At 36.4% G+C, this 22,368-nt stretch carries 16 protein-coding genes; 9 read left to right on the top strand and 7 right to left on the bottom strand.

Features of this window, described 5'->3' with window-relative positions; genetic code table 11:
- Window positions 1–70: 70 nt before the first annotated feature.
- Window positions 71–1,213 (top strand): vWA domain-containing protein, encoded by a 1,143-nt coding sequence (locus tag AsAng_RS08680; protein WP_264792377.1) that lies wholly within the window; start codon window positions 71–73, stop codon window positions 1,211–1,213.
- Window positions 1,214–1,259: 46 nt separating this feature from the next.
- Here AsAng_RS08680 and AsAng_RS08675 read toward each other — a convergent pair whose 3' ends face one another.
- Both AsAng_RS08675 and AsAng_RS08670 read right to left on the bottom strand, forming a co-directional pair.
- The gene (locus AsAng_RS08675) at window positions 1,260–2,132 is read right to left on the bottom strand and encodes a ChaN family lipoprotein (protein ID WP_264792376.1); all 873 of its coding nucleotides are present in this window, start codon (window positions 2,130–2,132) and stop codon (window positions 1,260–1,262) included.
- Window positions 2,129–2,932 carry a hypothetical protein gene (locus AsAng_RS08670; protein ID WP_264792375.1) on the bottom strand — a complete coding sequence of 268 codons (804 nt, stop codon included), beginning with the start codon at window positions 2,930–2,932 and terminating at the stop codon, window positions 2,129–2,131. The genes AsAng_RS08675 and AsAng_RS08670 overlap by 4 nt, the downstream gene beginning before the upstream one ends.
- A gap of 351 nt (window positions 2,933–3,283) precedes the next feature.
- On the opposite strand from AsAng_RS08670, the gene gyrA reads away from it, so the two are divergent.
- The 6 genes from gyrA (at window position 3,284) to AsAng_RS08640 (ending at window position 10,067) form a co-directional block, all read left to right on the top strand.
- Window positions 3,284–5,887 (top strand): DNA gyrase subunit A, encoded by a 2,604-nt coding sequence (gene gyrA / locus AsAng_RS08665; protein WP_264792374.1) that lies wholly within the window; start codon window positions 3,284–3,286, stop codon window positions 5,885–5,887.
- Between the two features lie 154 nt (window positions 5,888–6,041).
- Entirely contained in the window at window positions 6,042–6,335 is a 294-nt protein-coding gene (locus tag AsAng_RS08660) for a hypothetical protein (RefSeq protein ID WP_264792373.1), read from the top strand.
- 272 nt (window positions 6,336–6,607) lie between these two features.
- The gene (locus tag AsAng_RS08655) at window positions 6,608–7,921 is read left to right on the top strand and encodes a tetratricopeptide repeat protein (protein WP_264792372.1); all 1,314 of its coding nucleotides are present in this window, start codon (window positions 6,608–6,610) and stop codon (window positions 7,919–7,921) included.
- 167 nt (window positions 7,922–8,088) lie between these two features.
- On the top strand, window positions 8,089–8,352 hold the full coding sequence (locus AsAng_RS08650; RefSeq protein ID WP_264792371.1) for a hypothetical protein: 264 nt from the start codon (window positions 8,089–8,091) through the stop codon (window positions 8,350–8,352).
- A gap of 451 nt (window positions 8,353–8,803) precedes the next feature.
- Entirely contained in the window at window positions 8,804–9,139 is a 336-nt protein-coding gene (locus tag AsAng_RS08645; RefSeq protein WP_264792370.1) for a hypothetical protein, read from the top strand.
- Between the two features lie 34 nt (window positions 9,140–9,173).
- Window positions 9,174–10,067 (top strand): tetratricopeptide repeat protein, encoded by an 894-nt coding sequence (locus AsAng_RS08640; RefSeq protein ID WP_264792369.1) that lies wholly within the window; start codon window positions 9,174–9,176, stop codon window positions 10,065–10,067.
- A gap of 74 nt (window positions 10,068–10,141) precedes the next feature.
- On the opposite strand, the gene thrC is transcribed toward AsAng_RS08640, so the two are convergent.
- The 4 genes from thrC to AsAng_RS08620 all read right to left on the bottom strand — a co-directional run bounded on the left by thrC (window position 10,142) and on the right by AsAng_RS08620 (window position 16,569).
- Window positions 10,142–11,425 carry a threonine synthase gene (gene thrC / locus AsAng_RS08635; protein WP_264792368.1) on the bottom strand — a complete coding sequence of 428 codons (1,284 nt, stop codon included), beginning with the start codon at window positions 11,423–11,425 and terminating at the stop codon, window positions 10,142–10,144.
- A gap of 11 nt (window positions 11,426–11,436) precedes the next feature.
- Window positions 11,437–12,375: a homoserine kinase gene (locus tag AsAng_RS08630; RefSeq protein WP_264792367.1), complete on the bottom strand. Its 939-nt coding sequence runs from the start codon at window positions 12,373–12,375 to the stop codon at window positions 11,437–11,439.
- Window positions 12,376–12,380: 5 nt separating this feature from the next.
- The gene (gene thrA, locus AsAng_RS08625; protein ID WP_264792366.1) at window positions 12,381–14,831 is read right to left on the bottom strand and encodes a bifunctional aspartate kinase/homoserine dehydrogenase I; all 2,451 of its coding nucleotides are present in this window, start codon (window positions 14,829–14,831) and stop codon (window positions 12,381–12,383) included.
- A gap of 307 nt (window positions 14,832–15,138) precedes the next feature.
- Window positions 15,139–16,569 (bottom strand): hypothetical protein, encoded by a 1,431-nt coding sequence (locus AsAng_RS08620; RefSeq protein WP_264792365.1) that lies wholly within the window; start codon window positions 16,567–16,569, stop codon window positions 15,139–15,141.
- Window positions 16,570–17,021: 452 nt separating this feature from the next.
- Here AsAng_RS08620 and AsAng_RS08615 point away from each other — a divergent pair, with 452 nt between their 5' ends.
- Window positions 17,022–20,030, top strand: coding sequence for a T9SS type A sorting domain-containing protein (locus AsAng_RS08615; RefSeq protein WP_264792364.1), 3,009 nt, complete (start codon window positions 17,022–17,024; stop codon window positions 20,028–20,030).
- An 80-nt stretch (window positions 20,031–20,110) separates the two neighbouring features.
- On the opposite strand, the gene AsAng_RS08610 is transcribed toward AsAng_RS08615, so the two are convergent.
- Entirely contained in the window at window positions 20,111–21,562 is a 1,452-nt protein-coding gene (locus tag AsAng_RS08610; RefSeq protein ID WP_264792363.1) for a RapZ C-terminal domain-containing protein, read from the bottom strand.
- 125 nt (window positions 21,563–21,687) lie between these two features.
- Here AsAng_RS08610 and AsAng_RS08605 point away from each other — a divergent pair, with 125 nt between their 5' ends.
- Window positions 21,688–22,293 carry a hypothetical protein gene (locus tag AsAng_RS08605; RefSeq protein ID WP_264792362.1) on the top strand — a complete coding sequence of 202 codons (606 nt, stop codon included), beginning with the start codon at window positions 21,688–21,690 and terminating at the stop codon, window positions 22,291–22,293.
- Window positions 22,294–22,368: the final 75 nt, after the last annotated feature.

Here is a 22,368-nt window from a genome sequence, read left to right as displayed (position 1 = left end):
AAATGATAAGGAGCGCTTGCCGCTCCTTTTTTGTTGCCATCAAACAAATCTTATTAATTATTGTAATGCTATGGAAAGTATTCGCTTTGACCGTTCACAACGTTGGAGGCTTATTTTAGGAAAGAAAGCCGAAGAAGAGGAGCAAGTTGCTTTGGGAGTAGAAGGTATGGAAATGGACGCTGCCTTGGATGCTCTTTATGAAACAGGACAAAAGGGAGGTTTAGGTAGTTCTGCCCCAAAAGTGAATCGTTGGCTTGGCGATATTCGGAAATATTTCCCAACTCAGGTCGTTCAAGTGATGCAAAAAGATGCGCTGGATAACTTAGGGTTAAAACAAATGTTATTAGAACCCGAATTGTTGAACAATGTGGAAGCAGATGTGCATCTAGTAGGGACTTTATTGTCTCTAAATCAAGTCATTCCTTCCAAGACAAAAGAAACCGCACGCTTAGTCATTCAAAAAGTAGTAGAGGATTTAAAAAAACGATTGGAATACCCCTTGCTAGAAGCAATAAAGGGAGCTTTAAATCAAACCGTTCGGAATAGACGCCCAAAATTCAAAGAAATTAATTGGGGCAAAACTATTCGTGCGAATCTCAAACACTACCAAACAGATTACAAAACCATTATCCCTCACCAATTAATCGGTTATGGTAGAAAAGGGCAAGCACTAAAAGAAATTATCCTCTGTATCGACCAAAGTGGATCAATGGCTAGTTCTGTCGTTTACTCTAGCATTTTTGCTGCGGTTCTGGCTTCTTTACCTGCGATCAAGACACACATGGTTGTTTTTGATACTGCTGTTGCAGACTTAACTAAAGAAATGGACGATCCTGTTGATTTGCTATTTGGCACCCAATTAGGGGGAGGGACAGATATTCACAAAGCGCTCAACTATGTAGAAACCTTAATAAAAAGACCAGATGATACCGTTCTTATTTTAATCTCTGATTTGTATGAAGGGGGAAATGAGGAACGAATGCTTCAACAAGCTCAAAATATACGGAAGAAGGGAGTAAATTTTATTTCTTTGCTGGCGTTGAATGATGAAGGGGCTCCTATTTATGATAAGCATGTAGCTGCCCGTTATTATAGTATGGGGATTCCTGTTTTTGCTTGCACGCCCGATCTTTTTCCAAGTATGATGGCTGCTGCTCTAAAAAAGACAGATATTCATACTTGGATGGCAAAAAACAATATTGTCAAACGCTAAAAAAATGGGCAGATAGCTTTTTGCTGTTACCTGCCCATTTCTACTATTAATAAGTTTTTGTCATTCGTTCTGGAATGGCTAAGATATAATCTCCTCTTCCTAAATAATCTTGATCCAGCTTGTCTACCTGTTCTTGTTCAACCGTGCTTATGGTCACAATTTTTAGATTCGGATTGATTTGGCGAAGATACCAAACAATGCCTTCTTTTTTATCGGAGTGAAATCCCCCATTAAAGTGCAAAAACAATTCACCTTCGCTCCAGTTGCCATAAATAAAGTGAGCCATCGTTGCGTCTTTTATCATTTGGGCTTGTGGATAATATTTGGGGTCTTCTGTCATTCCATGCGTGTTCATTTCAAGCATTTCCTTGTAACAAGAAATGTCATAATCTTCTTTGATGGGAAGTGGTGCAATAAATACCTTTGAGTATTCTGGCAAGTTTTCTAAACTCTTAAGACCATTTTTGAATACAGCAGAAGCATACCTTCTAGGAACATTCGTTGCGACAAAACTTAGGTTATTTTCTTTTGCGAAAGAAACCAATGGTTTGTAATCAGTATTGTAATTGGGCCATAATCTAGTTTCTTTTTGGAAGTTTTTTTCGGAAATGAACCCCAAAAAATATTCGTTAAGTAGCAACTGATTGTCCGATTCAAACATTTCTGCTCCTAGCACCAAATTTTCACTTTCTTGAGCATATAAATCTCTTGTTATTTCTAGCTGTAGCCAATGGCAAATTGGATTGTTGTGCAATTCTCCAAAAAAGACGATGTCGGCACTTTCTAGATCTTTGAGCATCTTATTGTATGCTACCTCTTTCCCTTTGTGATTAAATAGTTTGTAAGCTTTTGGTTGCTGTTGTGCATAAACCATGTTTGTTGCTAGTAACAAACATAAAATGCGAGTTGTTAAAGTCATTCGTTTTTTTCAATATTAAATTTGTAATGAATTTTTTCTGCTGCTTCGTAGAATTTGTATTTGAGACCTAGACCTATATTGAGCGTGAAAATGGTCGTTTGGTTTTGTATTTGGGTTATGTTTTGTTCTAGGACAGGTCGTGCGGGGGTGTTTTTTGAATCTACTATAAAAAATTCGTCCAATAATGTGCCTTTTCGAACACCTGCGGCGTAAAATATAGTAGCGGTTGCAAACATACTAAATTTAGATGTAAAATGATACCCTATTGAAAAACTAGCTTGGACGACTCCCGCTGCGCTTAATTTGTACTTCCACGTTTGAACTTGCATCGTATCCAAAGTAAGGCTCCCTTTTGTGATGTTCCCACCAGAATACCCCATCACACCAGCTCCAACCCGTACACTATAAAAAAACGTTGTTTCACTCGTAAAACCAATTCCCAATAGTCCGTAAAAAGAATTCCAATTTGTTCCCTTAAATAGTGGTAAATTGTATTGTATTTTGGAATGAGCTGCTTTAAAAGGATTGTGGATATATCCTAGCGAAAATCCCATTCGCCAAGGAGATGTAGATAGTGGAGTTAAACTTGCTGAGAGCTCTGTGTAAACGCCATAATTAGCAGCAGATCTATCATCGCTCTCGTCCGTTAATAAACGGTATTTACCCAAAGGAATTGAAATTCCTCCATCCATCCGAAGATCGAATTTGGCTTCAAAAACAGGATCATTATCTGAATCTCTTAATTGAGCTTTAGAATGGAGAACATTGAGCAGTATTAGGAATAGGAAAATATACTTCATATTTGTATTACGTTTCTAGACTGTAGCAAGTTACACAATTTATATAGATATAGGATATGAACGAATGAATCTATGCGAACTTTACGGATTTATTTTTGAGAGAACTTAGGCTCTTTTTTTAGTGGAAAAGTGCCTTATTTTTGAATTAAATTAGCTGGATTTTAGCAGAAAAAAAAGCAAGTAAAATATTTTAAATTAAAATATTTATAACACAATAACTAACAAAGATTTATGAAGCTTTCTAATCTTTTTTTTATTAGGATTATTAATAGTATTTTTGTACCTTTGCAAGGTTGTCTTCAATAAGACCTAATTAGAATAGGTTTCGAAAAAAATAAACTAAAAAAAAATATGGATTCAACCCAAAAAATAATACCAATTAATATTGAGGAGGAAATGAAATCGGCATACATTGATTATTCAATGTCGGTTATTGTTTCTAGAGCGTTGCCTGACGTTAGAGATGGATTAAAACCTGTACATCGTAGAGTTTTGTATGGCATGTCGCAACTAGGGTTAACATTTGCAAAAGGGCACAAAAAATCTGCCCGTATTGTCGGGGAAGTATTAGGTAAATACCATCCACATGGTGATACATCGGTATATGATACGATGGTTCGTATGGCTCAACCATGGTCATTGCGTTATCCTTTAGTAAACGGTCAAGGTAACTTTGGTTCTGTTGATGGCGATAGCCCAGCAGCAATGCGTTATACCGAGGCGAAATTAGAGCGAATTAGCAACGAACTTTTGGCTGATTTGGGCAAGAATACTGTTGATTTCCAATTAAATTTTGATGACTCATTAAAGGAACCAACAGTGTTGCCAACAAAAATTCCAAGTCTATTGGTAAATGGTGCTTCGGGAATTGCTGTAGGTATGGCAACCAATATGTTACCGCATAACCTTAGCGAAGTCATCAACGGAATTTTGGCTTATATTGACAACCATGATATTACTATTGAAGAATTAATAGAGCATATCAAAGCGCCAGATTTTCCTACAGGGGGAACTATATATGGGACTCAAGGAGTGCATCAAGCAATGGCAACTGGTAGAGGTAGAGTTGTTGTTAGAGCAAAAACAGAGATAGAAGTAACTAAGTCAGGAAAGGAACGAATCATTGTTACAGAAATACCTTACCAAGTTAATAAAGCAAACTTAATTGTAAAAATTGCAGAGTTGGTAAACTCTAAAAAGGTAGAGGGCATTTCGGACTTAAGAGATGAGTCGGATAGAAAGGGAATGCGTATCGTTATCGAACTTAAACGTGATGTAAGCCCTAATGTTGTTTTAAGCAAGTTGTTTAAATATAGTCCTTTGCAATCTTCTTATGGAGTTAATAATATCTGTTTGGTAGATGGTCGTCCAGAACTATTAAATGTCAAAGATATTATCCGTGAGTTTGTTAAATTCCGTTTGGAGGTAATTTACAAACGTGCTGTGTTTGACAAAGATAAAGCAACAAAAAGAGCACATGTATTGCAAGGTTTGTTAGCTGCGTTAGACCGCCTAGATGAAATTATTTCTCTAATTCGGGCTTCTAAAAATGCAGATGAAGCAAAAGAAGCATTGATGGCTTTCGATTTTACCCCTAAAGGAGATGCTTTGGATAGCTTCTTGGGAGAAAATCCATTGAACGGTAATCGCTTATCTGAAGAACAAGCAAAAGCTATTTTAGAAATGCGTTTGCAGCGTTTAACAGGTTTGGAACGAGATAAATTAATCGGCGAATTTAACGAATTAATTCTCCTAATTGCTGACTTGACAGATATTATCGAAAACGAAAGCCGTCGTTATTCCATTATCAAGGAAGAATTAACAGAAGTTAACGATAAATATGGCGATGAACGTCGCACAGACATCACTTATGCAGAAGGTGAAATTAGCATAGAGGATATGATTGAAAATGAGAAAGTTGTTGTGACGATTTCTCATTTAGGATATATCAAACGCACTTCTGTTTCTGAATATAGAACGCAATCTCGTGGAGGTGTTGGCGCCAACGCAGCTAAAACTAGAGACAAAGATTTTGTAGAACATATCTTTGTTACCAACACTCATAATTATTTGCTTCTTTTTACCGCTCAAGGGCGTTGTCATTGGCTAAGAGTTTACGAAGTTCCCAAAGGAGCAAAAGCATCTAAAGGTAGAGCAATTCAAAACTTACTGCAATTGCAACCTGGGGATAAGATTAAGGCTTATATTCCTATTGAAAACTTAAAGGATGAAGAATTCTTAAAGTCGCACAATCTGATTTTTGCTACCAAGCATGGTATCGTTAAAAAAACAGATATAACAGCTTATTCTAGACCTCGTACAAATGGTGTTAATGCCTTAACGATTCGAGAAAATGATGAATTGATTGAGGTGAAATTAACAGATGGTTCTAACCACATTATCTTAGCTACTAGAGAAGGAAAAGCAATCCGATTCAACGAGAAAGACGTTCGAGAAATGGGACGTACGGCTACAGGTGTCAAAGGAATCAAATTGGGCGATTTTGAGAATAATGTAGTTGTTGGAATGGTTTGCGTTGCTGAAGAGGATGAGAAAACAATTTTAGTAGTTGCAGAAAATGGAATTGGTAAACGTACTTTGTTGGACGAATACCGTCCCCAAACAAGAGGAGGAAAAGGAGTAAAAACAATTAATGTCACCGCAAAAACGGGGAATTTAATTGCGATCAAAGCAGCTACTGATAATGACGACATGGTTATTATTAACAAGTCTGGAATTACCATTCGACTAGCCGTTAAAAATGTTCCTACAACAGGTAGAGCTACTCAAGGAGTCAAATTAATAGACTTAAGAAAGAAAGATGCAATTGCTGATGTTGGGTTAATCATTGACGGGCAATTAGAAGCGGAAGAAGATAAAGAGAACACAGAAGAAGTAGAAGGTACCGTTACAGAAAATACAGAAGAGAATACAAATAATACGTCTGAAGAATAATTCAGACTTTATGTAAAATAATATTAGAGTAGTTTGTGCGAACGAACTACTCTTTTTTATTTTTGCACACCAAATAAAAATAAAACAACATCTTTATAGAAAAACTCCTGTTTTTGCGAAAAGGGTAATTGGTTTCGATTATAAAAATGCACGAATGAAAAATGAATTGTTAGATGATCTTAATTTAGCCCCCAAACCAAAAAAAACTAAGCCCAATAAGAAAGTGATGATTGTGGGCTTTTTGATGTCTTTTAACCTATTTGCTTACCAGATTCTAACAGAGAGAACATCTGAGACAGAATTAGTACTGGGGAGTTATTTTTGGATGCCCTTTTTGGCATTGGGACTTTTTGGGGGAATATACCCTCCGAAAAAAGCAATTTTGTTAAGTGTTTTAACAGTTCCCATTATTTTTATTTTTTATGGCGTAATATGGCCATCGCTTTAAGATAATGTCAAACGAATCATTCATCAATCGCTTAGCTACAAATATTTAACAATCAGTAAGTTGTATTTAATTAGGTTTTATAAAAAAAGAACCTACTTTCTTTTTTTTTAGTGTTAAAAATACTATTCTTGTAAAAGAAAATAGGGGAGTAAGCAGATAAAAAAATAATTGGTAAAAAATGGCAAGGTATTTTCCTACTTTTGCAATAGAGAGTAATGGCAGAAGGATTTTTAAGCCATAAAACTATTTTCAGATAAAAACATAATATAAGAATGAAGAAATTTTTGTTAGGCTTTCTAGCAGTGGCAAGTGTTGCTACCACAAACGCTCAAAATCCAAAAACATCAATGACAAATGCTGCGATGAGTTTGGAAATGTACGACACCGATCCCAGTAAAATAGAGGAATTGGAGAAAGCAAAAAATGACATTGACTACGCAGCAGGGCATGAAAAAACCGCCTCAGATCCCAAAGTCTGGAGATATAGAGGCAAGATTTATAACCGTATTGCCTTTAATGCAAAATTAAAAGCGGAGCATAAAAATGCGGGAGTTATGGCCTTAGAATCTTTCTCTAAATCATGGGATTTGGAAGCTGCGAAGTTAGAAGAAAAGGGCAAAGATATTGCAAAGATTCCTGCTAAATCGGAATTTAAGTCTGGTTTTGAAGGAGCTTGTAGAGCGCTTTATAATGGTGGAGCAGATGCCTACAATGCGCAAGATTATGACTTAGCCTATCAATGTTTTACGGGGATTTTAACCATTAAACCTAAAACTAGCTCTGGATTAGCTAAGAAGCCTATTAGTTTAATTACTTCTAGCAAAATTGATATGGAGCAAGAGGCCGCTCGATTGGGAGGAATGTCTGCGATACAACTAGGAAAACCAAAAGAAGCAGAGACGCTTTTATTGCCTTTGTTGGATGGTAAAAAAATTAGCGAAAAACTAATTCCTACTACATACAGTATGTTAGCTGGTGCTTGGCAAAAAGAAGGCAACCTTAAAAAGGCTAAAGAAACACTTGGTAAAGCTAGAAAACTGTATCCAACGAATCAAAGCCTACTAATTGCTGAAATTAACATTGCTTTATCCGAAGGTAAACTACAAGAACTAGAAGGTAAACTTAAGCAGGCAGTAGAAGGAGATAAGGAAAATGTTGAACTTCATTTTGTGTTAGGAAATGTTTACGATGGTATCTTTAGAGAAAAATTAGAGGCTGGAGAATCAAATTTAGCTGAAGATTTTTTCAAGAAAGCCGTAAATTGGTACAAAAAAGCCGCAGAAATCGATCCTAAACACTTTAATTCTTCTTATAGTTTAGGAGCTCTTCACGTGAATTATTCTAACTCTTTTGCTAAGGCTATGAATGAGATCACAAATATGAAAGATCCTAAATTTAAAGAATTAGAAACTAAGTACAATGAATTATTGGATTTAGGACTTGCTCATTTACAAACTGCAGAAGAAGTAAAACCTAATGACCTAGGAGTAGCCATTGCTCTCAAAGAGGTTTACAGTCGCAAAAATGATGAAAACAATTATACCAAGTATAAAGAGAAAGTAGAAGCACTTCAAAAGAAAGGCTAAGTAAAATAAGTTCAAAAAAATAGGGCTAATTCTGAAATCAGAATTAGCCCTATTTTTTTGTCTATTCAAGGAAAAAGGAGAGGTGATCATAAATAATCGGTTTTTCTATTTAACATAATATAAATTATGGGCAAAATATACAATGTTAACTAGAAAAGCACTTTCAAATGACAAAAGCACCTATTTACTACTATGATTTCTACGTAGGAGTACCTAATTCTCAGTCTAAAGCGTGGAAATATCAAGCGCTTAAACTGGCGGCGCATGATCCCGAAATGGCAGTTTATACAAAATTACTTTTGTATATCGGCTCCAATCCTCCACGCACTAGAGTTTTTAATTTAAAAGGTCATAATACTGACTTGCTTTATAATGCTTCTTTTTCTGTGCGCCTAATTGTGGAATTTGAATTGGCTCACATTGAAGGTTAAAAAATTGGAGAAAAGATTTAGATAGAGTAACCTATCAAGCTGCGAATATTGCGGAAACGAAAAGCAATTTTCCTTTACTCAAGGAAGAAGCTACTGCTATGATTGGAGCAAAATTTTTAATGCACAGAAAATTAGACAAATTGGGGTATCATAATGGCGTTTAATGGTAAAATTTGAGAAAAATCTCCCCCATTTACCCCAACTAGAATAGTACACTTATTTTTCGTTTGAGTGCTGAGCGTTTGTCTTAGGCGATAGACTACAGCTGGAGCTTAAAGAATTATAAACTGTTGTTTTTTAGTTGATTGCAAAAGCTGTATAAAAGACAAATTTTCACAAAAAGCGTTATGATAGTTGCAGAATACGTGAAGCATTTGACATTTTATAGTTTAGAGGATGCCCAAACAAGAATTTTTGAATATATTGAAGCTTATTATAAGTACAATAGACTATGAATAACTCAAAAGCAAAGTATATCCTTCCCCCCTTCTTTCTGTTGCTTCCTGTTTTTGTTAGTGCGCAGCACGGATCAGGTGGAGCAGGAGCAATAGGATTATTCTTTACATTATTATATTTAATACCTGTTGTGATGGTCGTGGGCATTAATACAATAGCTACACCCAATACTAAACTGCATCTATTGGGATTGATTGCTTCTTTGATCTTATTACTTGCCCTATTCCTGCACCGCTATCTAATAGATGGAGCTTCTACTTTTTTTATGTTGACAGTAACGATCTCTATTATCTATTCATTGTATAAAACAAAAGAACATAATAAATCATAATAACCGTTACAAAAAAAGCGAAAGTTATAAATGTATGAAGAGTTTAAAATTATTTCTGCTCATTACTTTTTTATCATTTATCTCTTGCTCAGGAGATGAAGAAATGACAAAGCGTAATTCAGAGAATGTTAAAGCAACTGAAATTAGCCCAGATGACAATGAAGCTTACTACAAAAGAGGCTATAAAAAAGACGACTTAGGAGATTATGAAGGAGCAATAAAGGACTACACCAAAGCCATTGAAATTAATCCCGATGATAGCAGAGTTGGTGATATTTATCATAATAGAGGACTCACTAAGAGAAAATTGGGGGATTATGAAGGAGCAATAGAAGATTACACTAAAGCGATTGAATTTAATCCTAACTTTAACGCAAGTTATAGTTATAATAATAGAGGTTCTATAAAGGATGGCTTAGAAGATTATGAAGGAGCAATAGAAGATTATACTAAAGCGATTGAAATTAATCCCAACTTTAGCCAGGCTTATGATAATAGAGCTAACGCAAAAAGCGAGTTAGGAAATTATGAAGAAGCAATAAAAGATTACGCTAAAGCAATTGAAATTAATCCTAACTTTAGCGAGGCTTATTACAATAGAGGGGTTACCAAGAGAAAGTTGGGAGGCGATAAAGAGATTATTAAAGGGGCAATAGAAGATTATACCAAAGCGATCGAAATTAATCCCAACTATATTGAAGCTTACTACAATAGGGGGAATCTCAAAAAGGATTTTGGAGATTACAAAGGAGCAATTGAAGACTACACCAGAGCAATTGAAATTAACCCTAATTTTATTGAAGCATACTACAGTCGAGGGGATTCCAGAGGAAATTTAGGAGATCTTGAAGGAGTGGTAGAAGATCATACCAAAGCGATCGAAATAGAAAAAAAGGGAGGGAACAGAATCTTTAATATTGGGAATTAAAGAAAAACACGGGATATTCTATGCTCCCTCCAAAAGTAAAGGGAGGGGCAAACGCCTCTCCCTCTTCCCATGGGTTATTTGTTATTTCGCTCCTGTAACAGCGTTTTAAACGCTATATACTCCTTCCCAATACACTCTTTTTTACAAGCGCCTAGATCCACTTCATTTTTAGGGTAATTAGGAATTGCCTTTTGAACCACCTCTTCAAATTTCTTAGGATGTGCCGTTTCTAAAAACACTCCAATCTGTCCTTCTTTTAATCTATGACGAAGAGATTTTATCCCCACTGCGCCATGGGGATCTAGCAAATAAGCAGACTTTTTATAGACCTCTTCAATTTCTTTTAGGGTAGCTGCATCATCAATAGATTCGGCTTGTATATCTCTACGAATTTGCTTTAAATCAGAGTCGTAGAGATGCATCAATCGCTCAAAATTACTTGGTGCTCCCACGTCCATTGCATTAGAATAGGTGCTTACAGATGCCTTAGGGAGGTACTCCCCCGTTTCCATATAATGCCTAAACGTGTCGTTAGAATTGGTTGCAGCGATAAACTGCACAGGCAAACCCATTTTTTTAGCAATAATCCCTGCCGTTAAGTTCCCAAAGTTTCCACTCGGAACGGAAAAAACAATTTTCTTATCCTTTTTTTTCAGTTCTTTATAAGCGAAGAAATAATACAGCATTTGGGGCAATAACCGAGCAATATTAATAGAATTTGCCGAACTCAGATTCAATCGCTGGTTTAATTCAATGTCGCTAAAAGCTTCCTTGACTAGAGCTTGGCAATCATCAAAAACACCGTCAACCTCAACCGCCCTAATATTTCCCCCTAAAGAGGTCATTTGAAATTCCTGATATGGGCTAACTTTGCCTTTGGGAAACAAGATAACAACATCAACCCCAGTAACATTATAAAATCCATTTGCAACAGCACTTCCCGTATCCCCTGAGGTTGCGACCAAAATGGTTACTTTTTTATCACTCTTGCCCACAAAATGAGCTAGGCACCTCGACATAAAACGGGCACCAACATCCTTGAATGCTTTTGTTGGTCCATGGAATAACTCTAAAGAATAAATATTCTCTTCTACGAAAACAGTAGGTGTTGGAAAGGATATGGTTTCTGCAATTATTTTCTTTAAAGAAGGTTCATCAATCGAGTCTTTAACAAAGGGAAAAAGTGCTTCGAAAGCGATCTCATGATCTGTATACCTTGCTATTTCTTCCCAAAAATGTCTAGGCAATACTGGAATGCGCTCAGGCATGAATAAGGCTTTGTTCAGAGCCAGACCTTTAACGACCGCTTCTTCAAAAGAAACGAGTTCATTTTTGTCTTTTGTGCTAATATAATTCATGTTTTTTTGTCTTAAAATGATTCAATAATTCTAGCTCCTTGATTGCCATCTAGAGATTCTATGAAACTCATGGTCTTAACAGAACTACCTTCAAACTGGTCTAGTAAAGCCTTTTGGATCGTTTGAGCAGAAGCTTTGCTTGATGCTAGGGCAAAAACAGAGGGACCAGATCCAGAAATTCCAAAACCTAGCGCCTTATTTTCTAATGCCGCTTTTTTTAGTGCTTGGAATTTCGGGATAAATAAGGATCGAACAGGCTCCGCAACAAAATCCTGCATGGATTTGGACAATAATTCGAGGTCATTTTGATATAAACTGCTAATAAAAGCTCCTAAATTTGCCCATTGGCTGCAAGCTTTGTCCAGCGAAATGTTTTTATTCATTACCTCTCTTGAGTCGGCAGTATTGATTTTTACGTCAGGAAAAAGAAGTATTGCATAAAGGTTTTTTGGTATCGGTAAAGAAATGACATCTATAGGATCATGAGCACGCACCAAGACCAAGCCTCCCATTATGGCAGGTGCAACATTATCGGCGTGAGCAGCTCCGCAGGCAACTCGCTCTCCTTCTGCTGCAAACGCAACCAACTCTTGTTCGCTAAAAGGGCTTCCTATTAACTCATTATAAGCATAGGCGGCAGCCGCACTACTAGCACTACTAGATCCTAAGCCGCTCCCTGATTTAAATCCTTTTTTGATTCGAATATCAACACCCCGAAAATCATCGAGTCGTTCTTGCATTTTTCTAATGACTACAGAACAACAATTTTTTTCAATATTGGTGGGCAAGTCACTACCTCCTACAATCTCTTTAATTTTATTTTCAGTCTCGTTATTTAAAACCACTTCTACTGTGTCTCCAATAGAATCTAAAGCTAAGCCCAGTACATCAAATCCTACCGAAAAATTGGCAATGGTTGCAGGGGCAAATGCACTAATTTTTTTCATCATGTTTTTTAATTAATCGATTTATTTATAATAAGCATTAGATCTGCAAAAACACCTGCTGCTGTTAGCTCAGCGCCAGCTCCTGCTCCCTTTATAACCAGTGGTTCTGTAGGATACCGTCTAGATTGGATCGAAACAATGTTGTCTTTGCCTTCTAGATGAAAAAATGGACTGCTAGATTGAACCTTTTCGAGACCAACCCAAGCCTTACCCTTTTCGAAAGTCGCAATAACCTTGAGCTTGCTATCGGTTGAGCTAGCGTCCTCATACAATTGTTTAAAATGAGATTCGGATTGTTCTATTGCTTCAAAAAGCGCTGTTGCATTTTGAGCGTGCAAGCAATTTTCTGGAATGAACGCATTCGCAACCACTTCATCCATTTCTAAAGAATAACCTGCTTCTCTAGCTAAGATCAATATTTTTCTCATAACGTCTATACCACTCAAATCGATCAATGGATTGGGTTCTGTATAGCCTTCCTCTTTGGCTTGTTTTACAATTTCAACAAAGGTATTCTTCGATGAATTATAATGATTAAAGATAAAATTTAAACTGCCAGAAAGAACGGCTTGAATACGGTTAATTTTATCTCCACTTAACCTCAAATCTTGAATTGTTTTGATGACAGGCAGAGCCGCCCCAACTGTTGTTTCGTAATTGAAAAAACAATTAAATTTCTTAGCGGTATCTTTTAAGCCTTTGTAATGCTCATAACTGGAACTACAGGCAATTTTATTGCAGGTAATAACAGAAATAGATTCCTTCAAAATTTCTAAATAAGAGGCACTAACCTCCTCGGATGCAGTGTTGTCAATAAAAATACTATTCCTGAGATTCATTTTTTTCATACCCTCTACAAAATCTGAAAAATGACCGACCTCAGTACCTTGCGCAAGAGCAACTCCCCCTTGATCCCAATCAATTCCCAACTCGTCCAATACCATCCGTTTGCTATTCGCAATACCAACCAACCTAAGATCTAGATTGTTTTCTGCTAATAAAGTAGCCTTTTGTTCAGCTATAATTTTGAAAAATTGCTTGCCTACATTACCAAGCCCTGCTACAAAAAGGTGCACTTTTTTACTTACTGTATTAAAAAAACATTCGTGTAAAACATTCGTTGCCTTTTTCTCGTCTTTGGTGTCAATAACAACTGAAATATTTCGCTCAGAGGCTCCTTGAGCAATAGCAATTATGTTAATTCCATTTTGCCCTAATGCTCCAAATAGTTGCCCTGATAAGCCAACTTTCATTTTCATATTATCCCCAACAAGTGCAATAACGGAATAATTGGATTTGGCAATAATTTTATCAACCAACAACTTTCTTATCTCTGAATCAAAAGCTTCATTTAATGCTGTCACTGCTTGGTTTTTGTCTTTGTCAACAACTCCAATACAAATATTTTGCTCTGAACAACATTGGGTAATCAAGACAACATTAACCGATGCACGCTCTAAAGTAGCAAATACTTTTTTTGCCATTCCCTTTATTCCTGCCAACCCAATTCCCGCAACGGTTATAAGACTAAGACCCGCTATGGAGGAAATCCCTTTTACACTATTCTGAGGTTCTTGTTTTAATTTATTGCCGATATAAGTACCTTTTTTTTCAGGGGAGAATGTATTTTTTAACTGGATGGGAATTCCTTTATTCATCACTGGGCGGATCGTTGGGGCATACAAGACCTTTGCACCAAAATGCGAAAGCTCAAAAGCTTCTTTATAGCTCAGTTCTTTGATGGTTCTGGCAGATTTAACCAATTTGGGATTTGCATCTAACATGCCATCTACATCACTCCATATTTCTAGGCCGTTTACATTCAGATTTCCTGCGAATATAGCAGCACTATAATCTGAGCCTCCCCTTCCCAACAAAACAATTTCCCCCTTGGAGTTTGAAGCAATAAATCCAGGAGCGATATAATTCCGAGTTTTGTCCAAATCTTTAATCAACGAAGCCGTTTCCGTTCTATTAAGTTCCCCTTCCAAATAATTTCCTTCTGCTTTGATATAGTCCAAGCTATTAATCCATTCAACATTAAGCGCTTCTTGACAAAGATAATGCCCAATAATAAAGGAGGAAAACAGTTCTCCAAAGCTCATAATCCGAGCAAGGGTTTTATCTGTTAGTTCCCCAAGGGCGAATACTCCCTCGCAAAGCGCAGTTAATTGGTTGAACTGCTTTTGGATATAAATCAGCGTGTCGGCTTGGTTTTCTAGTAGAATGAGTTCTTTCGCAATTAAAAAGTGTCTATTTTTTAGAGCATCTAAGGTGTTGAGGTAAGAATCTGTCCCCCCTAAAGCTTGTTTTGCAGCATTTTGTAATAAATCTGTTGTTCCTGAAAACGCAGAAACAACTAAAAAAAAGGGCTGTTTTTTTTGGCTCAAAACGACCTTTACCTTCTTGATATTTTGAGATGAGGCAACACTACTACCTCCAAATTTTATGACTAGCATATAATTTTTAATTCGGTTGATAATAAAAAAAAAATGGATGAGTGAATTTTTATTCACGAATGGGAAGAATGCACAAAGTGCCTGATATGTTCATATATACCCCCTAGGGGGTAGTTGTAGTGAAGATAGTTGTAGATGTGCCAACAACAAACGCATCATTTTCCAATGATGTTGTAGAAGAGGTAATATGTGTGGATTGTTGTTGCATTACTATAAAGCTAGGAAATATTTTTTAGCTTCGCAAAAAAAAAATCGATTTATCAAAGAATATTTTTTTAATAATCAAGCCGATAGAGCGGTAAACTCTTTAAGACAAAATATCAACTAACCAATCTGCATTAGCAATTGGAGATAGATTTTTGATCTGATCCTGCAATTTTGTTTTCTGTTGATCCAATTCCTTTTTAGATAGGGCTATTTTTTTAGATTCGAGTACAATAATCTTTTTTGCCATTCTCAGCATATTTTGATTCATTGCTTTTTTGTAATCAGATAAGACTTTGCTTCTTTGTATATAATTTTTAAATGTTGCAATTAAGGACAAAGAAGCTTCCAGTTCTCCCAAGGTATAATAGCATTTTAATTGAATAATCTTGGCTCCGATATAATAAGATGCGTCTGTAAATTCTACGTGGTGCAATAAACCAAGCGCTTTGCTATAATTTTTCTTGCTGTAGTAATAATAAGCTAGGTTGTAATTGAATACATTTTCCCTTGAACTAGACTTTACGAAGTTTTTATACTTATAAATAAAGGATTTGACCCAATCGAATTCCTCCAAACGAGCACCAACAGTTACGATGTTTTTGTAATCCCATTCATCCAAGCTATTGTCCTCTAGTAGTAGAATTTTTTCGCTCAATAAAAAACGGTGCAATTCAAAAAACTCCCTTAGATATTCTTTATCGCCTGTATTCATTTTTTTTATACAGTGATTGGTCAAATAGTCATAAATTACTTTGATTTTGGATTTGGAATACCAATGCGTTTTATCGGCAAGAAACAACCTCAGATCATCATAATATTGCTTTTCTTCCGTTTTAATTAATTTGTAGATGGTGTAATTTATCCGTAGTTCTGGGAAATTTAGATAATAAGATTGATCTGTTTCTAGCCATTCTAAGACAAAATCAATTCCACTTGCTTCATAATTGGATCCAATGATGCTATTTCTATTAATCATATCGCAAGCAATTTGCATTTTGTCAATCAAAAACACAATTTCCGATTCTGTATCCCTCAATTGAATATTTTGATCCTGGTTGCGAATGGGGTTGATTTGGTCAAATTCATGGTATAATTCAGCCTGATAGAAATGATAATCTCGATCTTTAAGCCTTCTTTTATCCAATAAGTTCTGATATTGTTTAGCCGTTTGATGAAATTGCTTTGACAAGCCTTTGTTTCTCAATGCTTTCAGCGCATATAATTTCATTTGCAACGGATTCTTCTGGAAACCTGTAACAGCGAGATAATCTACCAACAAAAGTGTTAAATTGGAGGTGTGGGTATAGATATGCGTTTCATTATAAATAGTGTTAGGAAACAATACTTTATAAATGTTTTTTTTGTTCAGTTTTTCACTATCAAATTTAGGCGCAAATTTTAAAATGTAATCACAGAGTTTATTAACAATTTTATGCTTGTTAAAAAAAGGCGAATGGACGTATTCTCTAAACCGAGTAAGTTCTTTCGTTTCTAAGGTTTTTAAGATCCCAATTAGCTTAGAATTTTTCATTAGAGCGTTATTGTTATAATTAGTAATACTCCGTTGCTCTTTCGAGGTTTTAGTTTTTTACTTAGCCACATTGCTACTTTATGTTTTTCAACGGAATGATGGACTCCTTTGTTAAAGATTATAAAAAAAGTATAGACTCTCCACATATCCCCCCAAAAATATTTCTTATTTCCTCTCGATTAAAGTAAATCTATGATAGGTGAAGGAAATAAAGTCTTTTTTTTCTTAGAAATAAAAACGTAAACACTTAATAATAAGAACATAAAAAGGATTTTATGAAATTTAAAATCTTAGAATCGCTTTCTTTTTTTATTTTTTTTAGGCTGAGGTTCATTTATATTTGTAGTATGGAAAATCAAGATTTTGAACCACTAAAATAGAACCGTGTCTCTTAGGCACTTATTATCTTTTTAAATCATTCTAGAATTACAACATACAAATACCTTATATCAATGAGAACATTTATCAAAATAGCTTTTTTACTCAGCCTCTTTTTCCATCAGGAATTGGACGCACAATGCCTGAGTGTTACCACAAATATAGCCAACGTTTCTTGTAAAGGAGGAACGACAGGGATTATTAGCATTTCCCCCAATAATGGTCAAACACCCTACACTTATATTTGGAATACAGGAACAACAACAGTTAGCGCAGGATTTACAATTACAGGATTAGCAGCTGGCGCTTATAATATAACCGTAGAAGATAATTTGGGTTGTGATACTATTCTGACCCCAATAATTACAGAACCACTTACTAACTTAACCTCCACAGCAGCACCCACCTCTAATTATAATGGTTCGGGCGTTTCTTGTTTTGGGAACTGTGATGGTTCTGCTACTGTAAGCTCTACAGGAGGAGTCGCTCCCTATGATTATCTTTGGTCCAATGGTGCTACTACAGAATCCATTTCAGGATTGTGTGCAGGGGTATATTCCGTTACAGCAGAAGATGCTAATGGTTGTACAAATTCCCATCAGGTAATCATCACAGAGCCAGTGACAATGGTTGCAGCTAATGTCACTATCGACAGCAATATTTCCTGCTTCGGAGCTTGTGATGGAGCTGCTACCGTCACAGCGGCTGGAGGAGTTGGTGCCTACACCTATACTTGGGCAAATGGAGCGATAACTCAAACGATTACAGGGCTGTGTGCAGGCAACTTTTGCGTTACTGTAGCAGATGCCAATGGATGTATAGATACTAGTTGTATTTATATGACGGAACCGACTGCTGTTACAGCCTCTATTGCCAGTTCAACAAATGCCAGTTGTAATGGAATGACAGATGGTACCGCAACGGTAGTGGGGTCAGGTGGTGTTGGTTCCTATGCTTTTCTATGGTCTCCCAGTGCAGGCAACCAAACTGGTCTAACAGCTATAGGACTTTCTAGCGCTTCCCATTGCGTAACCGTAACAGATGCCAATGGTTGTTTCGATTCTACCTGTGTAAATATCGGAGCACCTACTCCAATAGCCGTGACCACAGTATTGGACACTGCTGTTTCTTGCTTTGGAACCTGCGATGCTTCTATTTCGGTAATTGTTACAGGAGGAGCCCCTCCCTATCAATACGCTAATGGTGGAGGAACCTTCACAGCCAGTAATACTTTTTCTAATTTATGTTCTGGGCAATACATTATTGATGTCGTAGATGCCAATGGTTGTATAGGACGAGACACCATCACTATAAGTGATCCAACTGCTCTTACTGTTTCTATTAATAGCCTAGACACCATTTGTCAAGGAACAACGGGAACGCTTACCGCAGTTAGCTCAAATTGCACAGGTGGTTGTACCTATAATTGGAGTACAGGAAGTACCTCTCCAAGCATCACTTACACAATGCCAGGTCTCTCTTACTGTGTTACTGTAACCAATGGCAATGGTTGTACCAACAATGCTTGCATTACCCCTGATAGCATTGATTTTGGAGTAGAAATTACCAATGCCATTATATCTAATGGGGAGAAATATGGAATTGTCTATCAAGGCACCCCTCATCCGATACAAACCAACAGTAGTTACCCCAACCAAACATCCTACAATTGGGCTCCTGCAAGTGATTTATCCTGTTCAGCATGTCCCAATCCTTTGGCTAACCCTAATACACCGACGCAATATGTCCTTACTGCCACTCATAATACATTGGGGTGTATTAGCATGGACACCATTACCATACATCCATACCAAACCGACACCGTTTATTTAGAGGTTGCCCTAGACTCAACTATTAATTATTGCTCAAACATACCTAGTTTTGTTACACATACAGGGTCTTCGCCAATAAACAATCCGCTTACTTATGGCTCAATCACCTATTCGTTAACAAATTGCTTTGATTATACAAGTAGTGGAGGGATGCAAGGAGTTGATACCATTGTTTGGGTAGATTGTGGTACAGCTAATATCGGCGTTTTGCCCGTCCAAGTTTGTGATACAACAATTATTTATGTCACCACGGCTAGTTGTGTATGGCCAGGAGATGCAGATAATGATGGGATTGCCAATAATCATGATTTACTCCCTATTGGATTGCACTATAATGCAACAGGAAGTACTCGGACCAACGCTACAATCAACTACACTTGCCAGCCTTCTCGTGACTGGGGAACTACCATTTCAGGGATGCCAACGATAGACCTTAAACACACAGATTGTAATGGAGATGGTCTAATTAATGGAACGGACACCAATGCTATTATTTTGAACTGGGCACAAACACACTTAAAAAATGGAAATAGCGTAACCACTGGTGTTGACCTTTATATCGATACGGCTACTGTTGCACCAGGAGATGTTGTAAGTTTGCCGATAGTTCTAGGGACTACCCCTAGCAATGGTTATGGGATTGCCTTTACCATCAACTATGATCCACTTGGGGTTGATACCAATACCGTTTCGATGGATTTCACAACTAGCTGGTTAGGAACAATCAACAGTGATATGATAGGAATTTCCAAAGACTTTTATCACCAAGGGCAGGTAGAAGTAGCTTTAACTAGAATAGATCATAACTCTGTAGTAGGCAGCGGCACAATAGGGCATATTAATTTGACCATCAAAGACGATGTATTACCAAAATCTTCTTTTGTGCGTTTAGATTTCGATATAACTAATGTGCGATATATCGATCATAACGGAACCGTGATCCCAACTAGTCCGACTCGTTCACAAATATTGATAACAGATCCTAATTTAGGATTAACCAACACAAACAAAAAAGAACAAAATTTAATGGCTTACCCCAATCCAACCACTGGGGGTGTTAAAATACAGAGCTTATCCCAAAACATCGAAAAGGTATTTATTTATGACATAAGAGGCGTTCTTGTTGACCAAAAGCATGATATAGGGCAATTGGACACCGAAATGAATTTAAAAAACCTTCCTAATGGGATGTACTTGATTCGTGTAATTTCTAATTCTCAAATCAACAGCCTCCGTATTCAAAAACAATAAAATATTCTATACTAAAATCAAAAACCTTTTAACAAGTTCGTTAAAAGGTTTTTGGCTTTGGAATTGACACAACAATAATTTTAGTTTTTCCAATTCTTCCGTTCTTGTTCTCGATGGTGTAGTATCACATTAACAGGATATTTTTCTTTCAAATAATTAGCAATATAATCCGCTGAAAAAACAGAGCGATGTTGCCCTCCAGTACACCCAAAGTTGATACAGAGGTTCGCAAACCCACGTTGAATATAATTCTGTACGGCTTCGTCTACAATCTCCTCAACTTTGTGAACAAAATTTTCAATAGTGCTTTGCGTTTTAAAAAAGTCAATCACAGGCTGATCTCGTCCTGTCAATTTTTTATAAGGGGTGTAACGCCCTGGATTGTGAATAAATCGGCAATCAAAAACAAAACCTCCACCATTTCCTGAGGGGTCTTCAGGAATACCTCGCTTGTATGAAAAACTTTGAATTCTAACTGTTAATTGATCCGCTTTTTGAACAGGCGCTTTGGCTGAAAATTTATCTTGTTGTTTTAGCAGTTCCCTCAAGACTTTTTTTAGATAATCTAAGCGGATTGGAAAATCAACCGACTCCAACAACCAACTTAGGTTCTTTAAGGCAAATGGGATGCTGGCAACAAAGTGCGCTTTTTGCTCATAAAGTCCTTTAAATCCATAAGCTCCCAAGACTTGCAAGGTACGAATTAATGCAAATGCGTAGAATTTATTTCTGAACTGTTCAGCATCAATTGAGATAAATTGGGATGCCTCCTCTATATAATGATCCAATAATTCTACTCTCAATTCGTTGGGCAAATCTGCCTTTGCTTGGAACAATAAAGAAACGACATCGTATTGCAAAGGACCTCTTTTGCCTCCTTGATAATCGATAAAATAAACTTCCTCATTTTGTAGCATGATATTCCTAGCCTGAAAATCACGGAACATAAAAAATAATTGCTCCTCATTGCCCAAATATGCTGCTAACTGATCAAAATCTTGCTCCAATAAATATTCATCAAATTCTACTTTGCACGTTTTTAGAAAACAATATTTAAAATATTGCAAATCCCACAATATAGCTTGTTCATTAAAAGAAGCAGGAGTATGATAATCATCAATTTGTAACCCCTCAATTCCTTTGATTTGCATAAAAGCCAAGGACGAAAGCGCTTTTTTGTAATAACCAATAGTCTGGGGAGAAGGTCGTTTATTAATGCGTTCCGTTTCCAAATGATGCAATAGAGTCATATCGCTCAAATCTTCTAATAAATAAAGATCATTTGCTAAGTCTTGAGCGTAGATTTCGGGCAATGCAATTCCCTTTTTTCTAAAATGTTGCGTATAATCGATAAAAGTTGTATTCTCCTTTTTAGAACGATTAAATGCGACTAAAGCTCTTTTTGTTGCGCCAATAGTTCGAAAATAGCATCGATCAGAGCCAGCTTGGGGCAATTGTTCTAGTTTTTGGACGGATTCTTTTGCCCATGACTCAAATAATGTCGTAATTTGTTTTTGTAAATTCGTGTCCAATCTTATAAGTATTTAGTAAAAAAAGCAATCCGTACAAACTTAATAATTGTTATTAAAAATCATTGCATAAAAGTTGACTTTCTCTTTTCAAGGCAGTATTATAGCAACTCATAAAAAACGTTCCCATGCATACTAAGGTTTATATCAATAATTACATTGCATCCAAAATAGGTTTGCCAAAAACGCCAAGGGATATAGAACAAATACACAAATTTTTTGAAACCTATCTAAAATATATTGCTTTAACAGCTCTTAGGCTGAAAGGGGCAAAATATAAGGAAGCCAAAAGCTATGTTTCTAAATCTTGGATTCCCTGTACAGAGGATCAATTGAGGAAACTTGTACTAACTTTGCTCAACCAAAGAGCGAATAATAAACAATATTGGGCGCAACTACTCAAAAAGAATCAAAAACTTAAGATTTTGACGGAGTTACTTTTTAAGTATGCAGCTAAAATAAGAAACTTGACTTTTCATGGAAACTATTACCCCTTTGAGGAGGGAGAAGAGGAACTTGTTTATGCGATATATATCAAAATGATTGAGGCTCTAGAGGTATTAATTAGCAAACACAAAAAAGGAAATAAAATACTTAAAAATACTCCCACTGAATTTGGAGCTATTAGGGGGCACTTGATCAGGAAAAATCAATTTAAACAAATCCTTCCCTTTCAACCTGCTGGATTGCCTTATGCTTATTCCAAAGCCCAACAAATCTATTCCACGATATAGAGACCACTGTAATAATGGGAGAAGCAGCTCTATTGGATATTAAAAAATAATAACATATATTTATATCATTATTCA

Origin of the sequence: Aureispira anguillae (genome assembly GCF_026000115.1) — a bacterium.
Classification (GTDB): domain Bacteria; phylum Bacteroidota; class Bacteroidia; order Chitinophagales; family Saprospiraceae; genus Aureispira; species Aureispira anguillae.
This window is presented reverse-complemented; position numbering and strand designations above follow the sequence as displayed.

Excerpts from the sequence above, each read along its gene's own strand:
- AsAng_RS08620 (WP_264792365.1), bottom strand. The coding sequence starts at position 16,569 with ATGAAAAATTCTAAGCTAATTGGGATCTTAAAAACCTTAGAAACGAAA.
- thrC (WP_264792368.1), bottom strand. The coding sequence starts at position 11,425 with ATGAATTATATTAGCACAAAAGACAAAAATGAACTCGTTTCTTTTGAA.
- AsAng_RS08670 (WP_264792375.1), bottom strand. The coding sequence starts at position 2,932 with ATGAAGTATATTTTCCTATTCCTAATACTGCTCAATGTTCTCCATTCT.
- AsAng_RS08615 (WP_264792364.1), top strand. The coding sequence starts at position 17,022 with ATGAGAACATTTATCAAAATAGCTTTTTTACTCAGCCTCTTTTTCCAT.
- AsAng_RS08655 (WP_264792372.1), top strand. The coding sequence starts at position 6,608 with ATGAAGAAATTTTTGTTAGGCTTTCTAGCAGTGGCAAGTGTTGCTACC.
- AsAng_RS08640 (WP_264792369.1), top strand. The coding sequence starts at position 9,174 with ATGAAGAGTTTAAAATTATTTCTGCTCATTACTTTTTTATCATTTATC.
- thrA (WP_264792366.1), bottom strand. The coding sequence starts at position 14,831 with ATGCTAGTCATAAAATTTGGAGGTAGTAGTGTTGCCTCATCTCAAAAT.
- gyrA (WP_264792374.1), top strand. The coding sequence starts at position 3,284 with ATGGATTCAACCCAAAAAATAATACCAATTAATATTGAGGAGGAAATG.
- AsAng_RS08605 (WP_264792362.1), top strand. The coding sequence starts at position 21,688 with ATGCATACTAAGGTTTATATCAATAATTACATTGCATCCAAAATAGGT.
- AsAng_RS08630 (WP_264792367.1), bottom strand. The coding sequence starts at position 12,375 with ATGATGAAAAAAATTAGTGCATTTGCCCCTGCAACCATTGCCAATTTT.
- AsAng_RS08645 (WP_264792370.1), top strand. The coding sequence starts at position 8,804 with ATGAATAACTCAAAAGCAAAGTATATCCTTCCCCCCTTCTTTCTGTTG.
- AsAng_RS08650 (WP_264792371.1), top strand. The coding sequence starts at position 8,089 with ATGACAAAAGCACCTATTTACTACTATGATTTCTACGTAGGAGTACCT.
- AsAng_RS08675 (WP_264792376.1), bottom strand. The coding sequence starts at position 2,132 with ATGACTTTAACAACTCGCATTTTATGTTTGTTACTAGCAACAAACATG.
- AsAng_RS08660 (WP_264792373.1), top strand. The coding sequence starts at position 6,042 with ATGAAAAATGAATTGTTAGATGATCTTAATTTAGCCCCCAAACCAAAA.
- AsAng_RS08680 (WP_264792377.1), top strand. The coding sequence starts at position 71 with ATGGAAAGTATTCGCTTTGACCGTTCACAACGTTGGAGGCTTATTTTA.